Origin of the sequence: Methylophaga sp. UBA2689, from assembly GCA_002354555.1 — a bacterium.
Taxonomy (GTDB): domain Bacteria; phylum Pseudomonadota; class Gammaproteobacteria; order Nitrosococcales; family Methylophagaceae; genus Methylophaga.
Genome location: DELT01000066.1, coordinates 1 through 13286, shown reverse-complemented (window position 1 = coordinate 13286; position 13286 = coordinate 1). Strand labels below are relative to the sequence as shown.

Below are 13286 nucleotides of genomic sequence, written 5' to 3'. Positions count from 1 at the left end.
GCCGTGTAGCCTTCCTACATAAGCTGTTCAAATGAGTCTGGAACTCATTTGAACAGCTTAGCTGGCCGCGTAGCGGTGAAATACAGGGATGTATTTCATACTACGCAGGCGGTCGCAAAAATAGCCCGGCCCTTCGGGTTGTAACTGAAAAGAGGCGGAGATGAAAGATAAACAAGCCCTAACATTATCTACTGAAAAAATAAGCGGCAACACAAATCAGTAATAGCGAAAACAGTCGGCGCAACCAAACTGCAGGTAACCGTTTGGCCAGTCGGGCACCAAACTGGGCAAAAATCACACTGGTCAGGATAATGCCAAGAAATGCCTGCCAATGTACGAAGCCAGTTTGCCAGGCAGATTGCTGATTTATTTCATTGGGGGCAAAAACAATGAAGCCAATCACTCCGGCAATGGCGATTGGCAAACCACAACATGCAGCGGATCCAATCGCCTGTTGAATTTTAAGACGAGCAATCAGCAGATAAGGGACAATCAATGTTCCTCCACCGATACCGACTAGCGCCGAAAGGGCACCACTAAACAAACCATATAGACTGGAAGGCAATCGGTTTAATAATGCAGGAAATGTTGCCCTGGCATTTGGTAGCCAAATCCGAAATGCCATTAACAAAGCAAAGGTGGCAAAGAATATCTGCAGCTTATCACCGCTGATCAAACTGGCCAGCAGAGCTCCGCCAAAACTGCCGATGAGTAATCCCGGAACCAACCGGGTAACCGCCAGCATCGAAATATTTCCCAGTCGCCAGTGCGCGAAGATAGAAGACATTGATGTTACAACAATGGTCATCAGTGAAGTGGCAACCGCCATATGAATAAGATATTGATCCGGCATTCCTTGTTTACTGAAAAGCCATACCAGCACCGGTACAATTACCAGCCCACCGCCGATACCAAATAACCCCGCAAGCGTACCGGCTACCATTCCGGCTGCGGCATAACTTAACCATTCAATCCACATCAGCTTCACATCCATAGGGTATGCTGTTTTTATTCGTTAAGATCATTGCTTTCCAAGCTATATCAACTTTTGAATCCAGGGTACCCGAGACATGACGGGCTTAATTTGATGGATAGTTAATTTGACAGAACACATAGTAACGCACCGCCAGGTCTGGCGAATCGCCGGACCGATGATTATCGCAAACATCTCTACCCCACTGCTGGGAATGGTCGATACAGCGATGGTTGGCCATCTCAGTGCAGCACATTACCTTGGTGCCGTAGCGATTGGCAGCATGATTTTCACCTTTGTTTTCTGGGGGTTTGGCTTTCTCAGAATGGCCACCACTGGCCTGACATCACAGGCTTATGGTGAAAATAGTACCGCAAAAATGCAGGCTGTATTAATGCAATCCATCTGGTTGGCATTGATAATTGCATTGCTATTATTGCTGCTGCAGATTCCGATACGTGATGTGGCTTTGCATCTGGTTGACAGCAGTGGTGACGTAGAACATTTTGCCGCCATCTACTTTGATATCAGGATCTGGAGCGCACCAGCGACACTTATCAATTACGCCATACTGGGCTGGCTTATTGGTCGTGAGGCGTCAAAAGCAGCTTTGCTGATGGTGCTGGTAATCAATATTACCAATATTCTGCTGGATGGCTTATTTGTCATGGGCCTGGGAATGGATGTGGATGGCGTTGCTCTGGCATCTGTTATCGCTGAATACACCGGTTTGATAATGGGGCTGATATTACTCAATCATTACGGGCTGAGTAAAAGCGGTATTCGATTATCACTCAGTAAGAAAGTGCTGCAACAAAGCCGGCATGGCTTAACTGTTCATGGCAATGTGATGATCAGAACCTTTTTGCTCATCTCCTGCTTCGCTCTGTTCACCACCCAGGGCGCCCGGCAGGGCGATACAGTCTTGGCTGCCAATAGTGTGCTGTTGAACTTTATTACTTTGATGGCCTTTGTACTGGATGGGTTTGCCAATGCAACCGAGGCATTAACCGGCAAGGCCATAGGGCGTAAATCCCCCCCCATGTTAAGAAAAGCACTTAGCTTGACTGCATTCTGGTCAGTATTAATGGCGGCTTTGTTTTCGCTGACGTATCTGCTGTTTGGCGAATGGATTATTCGATTGTTAACCGGTATAGATGCGGTCATTGAATATGCTGGTATCCATCTTATCTGGGTGATTATCGCGCCGCTGATTGCGGTATGGTCTTATTTGCTGGATGGATTGTTCGTTGGAGCAACACGCAGTCGAGAAATGCGTAACACCATGTTGTTTTCAGCATTATGTTGCTATCTGCCAGCTTTTTACCTGCTACAGCCATTTGGCAATCACGGGTTATGGGCCGCTTTGCTCATTTTTCTGGCAGCAAGGGGCCTTTCCCAAAGTCTCTATATAGGCGGGATAATGCGTCTGGCAGATCCGAATTAATGATTTTTTCTGGTCTGTTGATTTCCGGGTACTAAACGGCGATCCCTTCCAGAACGCCTTTTAACATGACTCAAATCAAAACGAATCAACTCTCGTCGATCCAAGCCCTGTCGACGTTGATATCGCCGGCGATCATCATCCCCACCGATCTGACCGTATTCGGGATCCTGAACCCGCTGCTGTTCAGTCTTGCTCATTACAAACTTCTCCATTGAGATCGACAATGGATAATTACGCCGCTCAACGATCAATGTCAACATACTTAGGCTCTGAAAGATAAACAGCCCCTAACAGCTAAATATCTGTTTTTTATGGGTAATAGGGCAGTCAAACTGCAAACGGCTGGCTTTGAGCTGCAGCCCATCTTGGCTTTTTCTTCCATAACGCGAATCACCGCTGACCGGATGCCCGATTGATGCGCAATGACGGCGAATTTGATGCATACGTCCCGTTTCGATTGAGACATCTAACGTTGTTCGGTTTTTATCAGCATCATAAGTACGTTTAGCAAAATGGCTGACAGCATGTTTGCCATCCAAAGGGGAATTAACTGTCAGTTTTTGCCATTGAACGTCACCATCCACCTCGATCTCATAGTGCTTTTCAATCTTTCGTTGTTGAAACAAGGTAGATAACTGAGCCGCCGCTTTTTGCTGATGGGCAATAATCATCAAACCAAAGGCTTCACGATCCAGACGCTGCACCAGAAAACTCTGTCGCGGTTTATCAAAGGCAAGCTCAGATACCCGCAATAAACTGCAATGATCTCCCCACTCTGTTCCTTGTGCCAGCATTCCGGGTGGTTTGAACCAGACACTGTAACTACCAAAATCTTGTAATAACTCAGGGGCTTCGGGGATATGGTCCAATAAACGCTTATCGTAATATAGTCGTAACACCTCCCCAGAATTCAGGGTTTTTGTCGCTCGACGCAAACGCTGAGTACGTTTACCTTTTTGCAACCAGACAGCTCCCTTGCTCATCGCCTGCTTAATTTGCTGACGAGAAAGTTCACAGCTTTCAGCCAGCAGATCGATGGCATTTGCTGAGCCTTGCTGCACCGGGATTTTTAATTCAAAACGAACAGTATGATCAGACATTTTATGAAATAGCGCTTTGGCGTAGAATAACGATTTATTTGATTAGGTATCCGTGATGTTTATACCGCAATTAAGTGCTTGCTGTCTTGCTTTAGTCATTGCCATGACAGTTCAGGCGGATGCTTACAAGTGGGTTGATGATGATGGTGAAGTCATCTACTCACAAACCCCACCCGTCGATAAACCCTATGAAAAAATGGGTACTCCACCTCCACCATCGATGAATCCGGAAGCGGCTAAAAAAGAAATCGAGTTGCTGATTGAACAACAGAAAGCAACCGATGAAGCCCGGGAAGAGCAACAACAAACTCAACAGCAGGAAGAACTTGCTGCTGAAGCTTTGGCAGAAAACTGTCGAATTGCCAACTTTAATTTGCAGCAGTATCAGGACAATCCTGGTCGGCGCATGATGGACTCAGAGGGCAATGTGACCCGCCCTACCGAAGAAGAAAGACAACAGAAAATAAGCACGCTTAAACAGCAAGTTAACCAATTCTGTAAACAGGAGAAGTAACCATGCCTTATTTAAATATTGTAACCAATCAGCCTATAAATGATGAAACAACCTTGCTTAAAGTTGCCAGTAAAACCGTAGCGCAGGCTTCTGGTAAACCGGAAAGTTATGTGATGGTGGCTGTTGAGTCCAAAATGGCGATGTCTTTTGGCGGCAGTACTGAGCCTACCGCTATTCTGGATTATCGTTCGCTTGGTCTACCTAGTGACCGCAAAGCGTTATCCGATGCTTTATGTTCGATGATTGAAGAGCAGATTGGCGTCAGTGGCAGCCGTGTATATATCAGTATGACCGACTCTGAACGACAAAACTGGGGCTGGGATCATAGTACTTTCTAACAAAGTTCAACTGCGCTGATACAGTGTGTCAGCGCAGTTTTTTAATTCAATAATCAGGAATCACCTTTTCCATGCGTACTTCGAAGCTTCTCATTTCCACTTTAAAAGAAACACCTGCAGACGCCGAAATCGTCAGCCATCAGTTAATGTTGCGGGCAGGCCTTATCCGCCGTCTGGCATCCGGTCTGTATACCTGGATGCCGATGGGTTTGCGGGTACTGCGTAAAACCGAAGCAATTGTGCGTGAGGAAATGAATAAAGCCGGAGCCCAGGAGGTATTAATGCCTTCTGTGCAACCAGCGGAGCTGTGGCAGGAAAGCCAGCGCTGGGAAAAGTATGGGCCGGAATTATTACGTATCACCGATCGTCATCAACGTGAGTTCTGCTATGGGCCAACTCATGAAGAGGTCATTACAGATCTGGTGCGTCAGGAGATTCGCAGTTACAAACAACTACCAGTGAATTTTTATCAGATTCAGACCAAATTCCGAGATGAAATCCGTCCACGTTTTGGTTTAATGCGCGCTCGTGAGTTTCTGATGAAAGATGCGTATTCCTTCCATGTAGATCAAGCATCTTTGCAGCAAACCTATGATGATATGTATGCAACTTACACGCGTATTTTCCAGCGAATCGGATTGAATTTCCGTGCGGTGCTGGCTGATACCGGCAGTATCGGCGGTAATGCCTCGCATGAATTCCACGTGCTGGCCAGCTCCGGTGAAGATGCGATTGCCTTTAGCAATAGCAGTGATTACGCTGCCAATGTTGAATTGGCTGAAGCAGTCAAACCAGCAGGTGAGCGTCCTGCAGCATCTGCCACCATGCAAACCGTTGATACTCCCCATAAACATACGATTGAGGATGTCAGCAACTTTCTAAAAGTAAATGCTTCGCAATGTCTGAAAACATTGCTGGTAGAAGGCGCTGAGAAAAACAGTGTTGTCGCTTTGGTATTGCGTGGCGATCACGAACTTAATGAAATCAAGGCAGAAAAACATCCTTTAATTGCTGCACCTTTAACCTTTGTCACACCGGAACAGGTTCACGAAGCTACTGGCGCCAATATCGGTTCTATTGGTCCGGTCGGCCTGAACATTCCAATGGTAATCGATCATGCCGCGGCACACATTGCAGATTTTGTTTGTGGTGCCAATGAAGATGAAAAACATCTGACCGGGGTGAACTGGGGCCGCGATTGTCCGGAACCTGAGACTGCAGATTTACGTAATGTAGTCGCTGGTGATGCCAGCCCTGATGGCCAGGGTACATTGGAAATTGCCCGCGGCATTGAAGTAGGTCATATCTTCCAGCTTGGTGAAAATTACAGCAGCAAACTCAATGCCGTGGTGTTAACCGAAACCGGACAATCCCAGGTCATCACCATGGGTTGTTACGGCATTGGTGTGTCTCGTGTGGTTGCAGCCACTATCGAACAGAACAACGATGAAAATGGCATTATCTGGCCGCAGGCTATCGCACCGTTTGAAGTGGTATTGGTGCCGGTTAACGCACATAAATCACAACGGGTTCGTGATAAAGCCAAAGAAATCTATCAGCAGTTGCTTGCTGCCGGCGTCGATGTGTTGCTTGATGATCGTGGCTTGCGTCCTGGTGTCGCTTTTGCCGACATGGAGCTTATCGGCATTCCACATCGCTTGATTCTGGGTGAACGTGGACTGGATAACGGTGTGATTGAGTATAAACATCGGGCATCAGGTGAAGCAGATGAATTCGCTTTGGATAGTGTGCTTGAAGCGATTCAACAAAAGCTGGCAACACCATAAATATGACCGTAATTCGCCAACAAGACTTTGTACAAAGCATCGCTGATGCGTTGCAGTTTATTGCCAATTATCATCCCCAGGATTTTATTCAGGCTATGAGCAAAGCCTATGAGCGTGAACAATCTCCCGCGGCCAAAGATGCAATAGCACAGATTTTGGTCAATTCACGGATGTGCGCCGAAAACAACCGGCCGATTTGTCAGGATACCGGCATTGTGAATGTCTTTCTCAAGGTCGGTATGCAGGTGCAATGGCAGACCGATCAAAGCCTGGAAGATATGGTCAATGAAGGTGTGCGTCAGGCTTATCAGCGTCCAGATAATGTATTACGCGCTTCTATTGTCGCCGATCCGATTGGCACTCGTAAAAACACCGGGGATAACACACCAGCAGTGATTTATACCGAACTGGTGCCCGGCGACAAAATAGAAATTGATATTGCCGCCAAAGGGGGTGGCAGCGAAAACAAAGCCAAGTTCGCTATTTTGAATCCGAGTGACAGTCTGGTGGATTGGGTGCTGGAAACCGTTCCCAAAATGGGCGCAGGCTGGTGTCCGCCAGGCATGCTCGGCATTGGCATTGGAGGTACCGCAGAAAAAGCCATGCTGATGGCTAAACAGAGCCTGATGGAAGATATTGATATTCAGGATTTGCTGGAACGTGGCCCACAAACGGCCACTGAACAGTTGCGGGTTGAGTTATATGAAAAGGTAAATCAACTGGGAATTGGTGCCCAAGGTTTAGGCGGTCTGACGACGGTGTTGGATATCAAGATCAAGGATTATCCGACGCATGCGGCTTCGCTTCCCGTTGCAATGATTCCTAACTGTGCTGCTACCCGTCATGTTCATTTCACGCTGGACGGTTCTGGTCCGGCAACATTCACCCCACCCTCTTTAACCGACTGGCCGGAAATTACCTGGCAGGCTGCAGAAAATACCCGGCGTATCAATCTCGACACAATAACGCATGATGAGATCAAACAATGGCAACCCGGTGATACCTTATTACTCACTGGCCACTTTTTAACTGGTCGTGATGCGGCTCATAAAAAAATTGCTGATTTACTGGATAGTGGTGAATCGTTACCGGAAGGTCTGGATTTCCATAATCGTTTTATTTACTACGTTGGTCCGGTGGATCCAGTTAAAAATGAAATTGTCGGTCCAGCTGGCCCCACCACAGCAACCCGGATGGATAAGTTCACTGAAACCATGCTGGGCAAAACCGGTCTGTTAGGCATGATAGGTAAGGCGGAGCGTGGTGAACAAACTGTCGATTTAATCAAAAAATATCATTCAACCTATCTGATTGCGGTGGGCGGCGCGGCTTATCTGGTATCCAAAGCGATTAAATCTTCACGATTGATAGCTTTTGAAGAGTTAGGTATGGAAGCAATTCGTGAATTTTATGTAGAAAATATGCCAGTTACCGTTGCAGTTGATAGTCGCGGAAACTCGGTACATCAAACGGGTCCTCAGGAATGGCAGCAGAAAATTGCTGGTATCCCCATTAAAACGATAACAACTTAGAGAGAATTATTATGGGCATTGCAATAAGTTTACATTTACTGGCTTCGGTTATCTGGGTAGGCGGATTGTTTTTCGCTTTTATGTTTTTACGCCCCGTTGCTGCCACCTTACTTGAACCCGAACAACGTTTTCCACTATGGGCAAATGTCTTTAAACGTTTTTTCCCATGGATTTGGGCATCAGTGGTCACCTTATTGATTACCGGCTTCGGTATGCTATTTATGTTGGGAGGTATGGGCGCCGTCGGTATTCATGTGCATATCATGTTGCTACTGGGAATTTTTATGATGTTATTGTTTATGCATGTATTTTTTAACCCGTACCGTAAACTCAAATGGGCTGTAGCAGAACATGATTGGATTGCCTCGGCCAATGAGCTGGATAAAATTCGCAAATTTGTACGAGCAAATCTCATTCTTGGGTTAATAGTTATTGTCATTGGCTCGGCTGGCCGTTATTTTTAGTATCCATGATGCTTAAAGCTTTTTATATTTCACTGCTTTCACTCGTATTGACGGGGGAAGTGCTGGCCAATGATATTAAACAGGTCCGAAATAGCGACGGTGTGGTGGAGTTTAGCAATGCTGATATAGATGTTCGTAAGCCCACATCCATTAACAGCAATAAAACCATCATTTATAAATCACTTTCCAATGATGGTGAAGGTTTCAGTTTTTCTGATAAGAAACCGTTAAATGGTGACTTTGAGGTTCTGGCTTATGAATGTTATGCCTGTAATCCCACCTCAAAGATAAATTGGCATACCATCCGTCTGAATACCGACGAGTATGCAGACACGGTCAGAACCATAGCCAAAAAATATAAAATTGATGCCGCTCTGGTCCGTGCAGTAATTCATGCCGAATCGGCTTTTAATGCTAAAGCTTTATCCAAAAAAGGTGCACAAGGTTTGATGCAACTGATGCCTGGTACTGCCAAAGATCTGGGAGTCACCAATGCATTTGATGTGCAACAGAATATTGAGGGTGGCGTAAAGTATTTGGCCGGTTTGCTGAATACTTTCGATGGGGATATCAAACTCGCAACGGCTGCCTATAATGCTGGTCCTGGCGCGGTCAAACGATTTAAGGGTATTCCTCCCTATGCCGAGACAGAAGTATATGTTGAGCGCGTGGGCATCTTGCATCAGCGTTATGGACAGGAAGGCTGAGCCAGACCGTTCTGATTTAACCATAATCGTTTTATTATCAGGGATAGCTTTTGTCTAAATTCACCTTATTTCGAAAACGTCAGTTGTGGTTTCCAACAATTTGGGGTGGTTTATTAATTTTGTTACTGCTGACCATTAGCAGTTTTTTTCTATTGAAACAGCTAGCCGTTATTTTGGCTCCTACCGCACCCGTATCTGATCGAAGCTATCTGGTGGTGGAAGGCTGGCAGGATGAAGAGAGTTTGCTGGCAGCCCTGGCGATATTTAATGCCGAACAATATCAATATTTGATCACCACTGGTGGCCCGAATATTCGTTTCTTAAGCCCCGTCCATGCTACCTATGCTGAACAGGCGGGCGCCTTTATGGAGCAACATGGTCTGGATGCTGAGAAGCTGATTGTGATTCCTGCGCCGGAATCCGCACAGGAACGTACCTATCTCAGCGCGGTAATGGTGCGAGACTGGCTGGCGTTGAATGAGGCTGATTTAAAAGGGTTAAATGTCCATACCAGTAATGTACATGCCAGACGGACTCGCAGTTTATATCGTCAAGCATTTCCCTCTGTCGAAATAGGTATATATGCGGCGTCGCCACAAAGTTTTGAACTCAATAAATGGTGGCAGACCAGTGATGGTACAAAATCAGTAATTACGGAATTGATTGGAAATTTTTGGGTAGCGTGTTGTTTTCAACCGGGTGAGCCCGGTTCACATTATGAAAAATGGGCTGTTGAAAAAAACGGCCAAGCGTCAGATCCCAGGTAAACTGAGCGTCAACGTACCATCACGCTGTGTCATCTCCAGATGCTTCATAAAACTCATACCAAGCAACACAATATCGTCTGACATATGAGGGTTAATATGCGCCTGAATATGCTGTAATTTGATGGCTCCCAACTGCACGGTATCTATTTCAGTGGAATACACGGGAACCACGCCATTTGCCGTATTGACCATCGCCTGTCGGCCCTGCTTCAGACCCGCCTCTCTGGCAATTCCTGCCGGCACACTGATATTGGTTGCTCCGGTATCCAACAAAAAGGTCACTTCATGTCCATTGATAAATCCCGGAGCAACATAGTGTCCTGCCTGATTTCGCAATAACACCACATCTGTACCCAGACCTGCCTCCATCTCCACCAGATGCCGGTTAGGATTATATTTCTGTTCAATAAAGCCATTAAAAAATAAGGTCAGCGAGCCCATTAATAATAACCAGAAAATAATGGTAAATGCTTTTGACGAGCCTTGTTGATGTGCTGGATTCATTTTCATTTAAGTTAATTCAGTTAAGGTAAAACCAATTCAATATAACCGCGGTCAGAGAATCACATTATGCGGGCAAGCCACTTAAATTACATCCAAACCTGGAGACATTAGCAAATGAACACACGTAGTCTGATGGATAAACTTCTACAATCTGGTCAGCAATTTCTGGACAACCAAAGTAATGGTTCCAAGAGTGGTGACAATAAAATTGGTCAGTTTTTAACTGGCGCTGGTGGTGGCGCTTTGGCCGGAACAGCGGTAGGTCTTTTGCTAGGCAATAAAAAAGCACGCAAAATGGGTGGCAGTGTATTGAAATATGGCGGTGTGGCGGCATTGGGTGCTGTTGCATTTAAAGCTTACCAGAGCTGGCAACAAAACAATCAACAAACAGCATCTCAAGCCATACCACAAACCATAGACCGCTTACCCGCCCCAGAAGCTGAATTGCATAGCCAGGCAATATTACAAGCCATGATTGGTGCAGCCAAAGCTGATGGGCATATTAATGATCAGGAACGTTTGTTAATTGATCAGCAAGTTGCCCAAATCACAGATGATCCTGAACTACAACATTGGATAGATTCTGAGTTAAAAAAACCGGTTAACCCTGCTGAAATTGCCAAATTAGCGTCTACGCAGGAAATGGCCGCTGAAATGTATCTAGCCAGTTTGATTATGATAGATGAAGATAGTTTTATGGAAAAAGCCTACCTGGATGAGCTTGCACGTCAGCTTAAACTTGATGGGTCTTTAAAGGCCGAAATCCACCACGCTAAAAATAACGCTGTCGCATGATATGCTAGCCGCATGTCATTTATACCCTCCCTGTTCATTGTGTTGCTGGGCACAAGTTATGCCCAGTCAACACCATTTTTTGATCCTGTTTCAGCCGAAATGGTACAACCTCCACTGACCAGTGGAAGTTGTACAAACTGCTATTTATCAGATCAGGCTAAATGGTATTTCGACAAAGAGATTATTGCTTCCCTACCAACGCCAGATTCTGCATCAGTCACCCTCCCCAAATGGTTGGAAAAAAAAACTGAAATTAATGACAACATCCCTATATGGATTGCTTCCCCTACTTTAATTGAGTCAGCCAGACTCAATAAATCAGGCAAATCACTTATTCTGGATGACGGCACACAAGTCAATTTTGAAACAATAGCTAAAATTCCACAAAATCAGTCATTCTGGAATCAAAATACTACCGAGTTTTTTAAAAAACGTGATATCCGTTTACGCGGCAAAATGACTGATGATGCATTTATCGCGCGCACCGTCTGGCCCCTGGACTTTGCAATTAACAATTATCAGTTATTGCCACTCAGCGAAGATGAAGATTTGCAAACTCTGGTTCAGGCTGATGATGGCGGCGTAAAACAACCACATCAAAGTCGGCTGTTGTGGGAGCGAATACCCGGCTCTGCCATGAAGGCTGCTGGTAAACCGGTTTTAGGCTTGATGCTTAATGGTGCTCAGGGAGATGATCATGAAGCTCTGGCAGGACATTTTGCAATAGTGACTGGCCAGTTTGACGATGATGGCAGTTACTCTGACTGGCTGGTCAATAATTTTTATAATCTGGAAACCATCAGTGAAAAAGGCATTATTGCTGCGGTGACACCAATGGACAACTATCTGGCAGACCTCAATGCCGGACAAAATTATTATCGGCCGTCATACATGCTGGTGGCAACGCTTAAGAATGGTCAGCCAGCAGCAGAATTTCAACAATCCATTAATCAGATAATAAATTATTTCTATCGGGGTCACTTTATTTATAACCACGCCGACGCCAACTGTACCGGAATCAGCATCGATACCCTGCGAGCATTGGATTGGAATATTCCCACACGTGGCATAAATGGCTATGTTCAGGCGATTGGTGCCTATTTTTATACGGCTCTTGTTGAAATGGATCTGAATGCAGCCAGACAGATTTATGATTATCTGACGACCGAAACCACTCGCCTGTTACCAGCTGTAGCATTTGATGCTATTGGGGAAGATTTACTACGTTTATCAACCGGTCAAACAACACGATCGCTTTCTAGCTACGAAAAAATTCTTGCTGATTCTATTGAGGCCCTCTGGTTTGTCCGAATACCGCAAATACCATCAAGTCGGGTCTATGGTGATGCGCCGGTATACAGTTTTAACGAATATCTGGAAACGGCACCGGCCGATAGAGATGAATGGGTTACTATTGAGTTAGCTGAACGTAATATCCCAGCTTCTTTTCACGAGCAAACGCCTGTAAATCCAAAACCACACCCTATTCCCTGGCCAATAGCATTAATTTTATTTGGTTTAAGCGGTTTTATCATTTTGGTGTTTCGCAGTCTAATAAAACACTTTCCCCGACGAAAATAAAACCGTTTGGCAATTGAGAGCAACCAACTTTCCTCTTTAACTGGCTGTTTCTTCAACGTTATGATGATTGCTCATAAATCGACGCAGCCATTTTTCCAGCTCTAAAATCAAGTACATAACAATACCCACCGCAATGATCTCGGTACCATGGCGTAAACCAATTGGTGTTGATTCAAATAACGTGTTCATAAATGGCGCGTAAGTAAAAATCAGCTGCAATAAAATGACCATTCCAATTGAAATAAACACGACAGACGAGGTGAACCAACGTTTGATTGACCAGGATGCACTGTTTAAACATCGCACATTAAACAGATAAAAAACCTCCATCACCACCAAAGTATTAACGGCATATGTCCGGGATTGTTCAATTGAAGCGCCCTGAGACTGGGTCCATAAAAACATGCCATAAACTCCAACCACAAACAGTAACGACACAAAGCTTATGCGCCACACCAGAAACCCGGAGAGCATCTTTTCGTCTCGTTGTCTTGGTTTGCGCTTCATGGCATTTTCTTCCCCCGGTTCAAATGCGAGTGATAACGCCAGAGCGATTGAACTCACCATGTTGATCCACAATATCTGTAAAGGTGTAATTGGTAAGGTCATGCCAGCCATTACTGCCGCAATAATACTTAATGATTCGCCACCGTTAATCGGCAGTAAAAATAAGATGGCTTTTTTCAAGTTGTCATATACCGTACGTCCTTCTCTAACAGCTTTGGCAATCGAAGCAAAGTTATCATCGGCTAACACCATTTCTGCCGCTTCCTTGGC

At 45.3% G+C, this 13286-nt stretch carries 15 protein-coding genes; 10 read left to right on the top strand and 5 right to left on the bottom strand.

The window, feature by feature from the left end; translation table 11 throughout:
- Positions 1 to 184: 184 nt before the first annotated feature.
- A complete protein-coding gene (locus tag B3M51_RS07925; RefSeq protein ID WP_292758118.1) occupies positions 185 to 994 on the bottom strand; it encodes a sulfite exporter TauE/SafE family protein in 810 nt (269 codons plus the stop codon).
- Between the two features lie 106 nt (positions 995 to 1100).
- Here B3M51_RS07925 and B3M51_RS07920 point away from each other — a divergent pair, with 106 nt between their 5' ends.
- Positions 1101 to 2420, top strand: coding sequence for an MATE family efflux transporter (locus tag B3M51_RS07920; protein WP_292758116.1), 1320 nt, complete (start codon positions 1101 to 1103; stop codon positions 2418 to 2420).
- Here the strand turns inward: B3M51_RS07920 and B3M51_RS07915 are convergent.
- Together B3M51_RS07915 and B3M51_RS07910 are read right to left on the bottom strand one after the other, a co-directional pair.
- Positions 2417 to 2680, bottom strand: a complete 264-nt coding sequence (locus B3M51_RS07915) for a hypothetical protein (protein WP_292758114.1) — start codon at positions 2678 to 2680, stop codon at positions 2417 to 2419. The two genes, B3M51_RS07920 and B3M51_RS07915, sit on opposite strands and share 4 nt — an antisense overlap.
- Positions 2681 to 2707: 27 nt before the next feature.
- Positions 2708 to 3520, bottom strand: coding sequence for an RluA family pseudouridine synthase (locus tag B3M51_RS07910; RefSeq protein WP_292758112.1), 813 nt, complete (start codon positions 3518 to 3520; stop codon positions 2708 to 2710).
- A gap of 55 nt (positions 3521 to 3575) precedes the next feature.
- Between B3M51_RS07910 and B3M51_RS07905 the strand changes: the two genes are divergently transcribed.
- The 7 genes from B3M51_RS07905 (at position 3576) to B3M51_RS07875 (ending at position 9629) form a co-directional block, all read left to right on the top strand.
- Positions 3576 to 4034 (top strand): DUF4124 domain-containing protein, encoded by a 459-nt coding sequence (locus B3M51_RS07905; RefSeq protein WP_292758110.1) that lies wholly within the window; start codon positions 3576 to 3578, stop codon positions 4032 to 4034.
- A gap of 2 nt (positions 4035 to 4036) precedes the next feature.
- Complete coding sequence (locus B3M51_RS07900; RefSeq protein WP_292480413.1) at positions 4037 to 4372, top strand: phenylpyruvate tautomerase MIF-related protein; 336 nt, start codon at positions 4037 to 4039, stop codon at positions 4370 to 4372.
- 71 nt (positions 4373 to 4443) lie between these two features.
- A complete protein-coding gene (locus B3M51_RS07895) occupies positions 4444 to 6159 on the top strand; it encodes a proline--tRNA ligase (RefSeq protein WP_292758108.1) in 1716 nt (571 codons plus the stop codon).
- A 2-nt stretch (positions 6160 to 6161) separates the two neighbouring features.
- Positions 6162 to 7691 (top strand): fumarate hydratase, encoded by a 1530-nt coding sequence (locus B3M51_RS07890; protein ID WP_292758106.1) that lies wholly within the window; start codon positions 6162 to 6164, stop codon positions 7689 to 7691.
- 11 nt (positions 7692 to 7702) lie between these two features.
- Positions 7703 to 8155: a CopD family protein gene (locus B3M51_RS07885; RefSeq protein ID WP_292480407.1), complete on the top strand. Its 453-nt coding sequence runs from the start codon at positions 7703 to 7705 to the stop codon at positions 8153 to 8155.
- Between the two features lie 5 nt (positions 8156 to 8160).
- A complete protein-coding gene (locus B3M51_RS07880) occupies positions 8161 to 8862 on the top strand; it encodes a lytic transglycosylase domain-containing protein (RefSeq protein WP_292758104.1) in 702 nt (233 codons plus the stop codon).
- Positions 8863 to 8912: 50 nt separating this feature from the next.
- Positions 8913 to 9629, top strand: a complete 717-nt coding sequence (locus B3M51_RS07875; protein WP_292758102.1) for an ElyC/SanA/YdcF family protein — start codon at positions 8913 to 8915, stop codon at positions 9627 to 9629.
- On the opposite strand, the gene B3M51_RS07870 is transcribed toward B3M51_RS07875, so the two are convergent.
- Positions 9615 to 10139 carry a retropepsin-like aspartic protease family protein gene (locus tag B3M51_RS07870; protein WP_292758100.1) on the bottom strand — a complete coding sequence of 175 codons (525 nt, stop codon included), beginning with the start codon at positions 10137 to 10139 and terminating at the stop codon, positions 9615 to 9617. The genes B3M51_RS07875 and B3M51_RS07870 overlap by 15 nt on opposite strands.
- Before the next feature lie 108 nt (positions 10140 to 10247).
- Between B3M51_RS07870 and B3M51_RS07865 the strand changes: the two genes are divergently transcribed.
- Together B3M51_RS07865 and B3M51_RS07860 are read left to right on the top strand one after the other, a co-directional pair.
- Positions 10248 to 10928: a tellurite resistance TerB family protein gene (locus B3M51_RS07865; RefSeq protein WP_292758098.1), complete on the top strand. Its 681-nt coding sequence runs from the start codon at positions 10248 to 10250 to the stop codon at positions 10926 to 10928.
- Positions 10929 to 10940: 12 nt separating this feature from the next.
- On the top strand, positions 10941 to 12509 hold the full coding sequence (locus B3M51_RS07860; RefSeq protein WP_292758096.1) for a hypothetical protein: 1569 nt from the start codon (positions 10941 to 10943) through the stop codon (positions 12507 to 12509).
- A 36-nt stretch (positions 12510 to 12545) separates the two neighbouring features.
- Here the strand turns inward: B3M51_RS07860 and B3M51_RS07855 are convergent.
- On the bottom strand, positions 12546 to 13286 hold a 741-nt coding region (locus tag B3M51_RS07855; RefSeq protein ID WP_292758094.1), incomplete at its 5' end, for a cation transporting ATPase C-terminal domain-containing protein.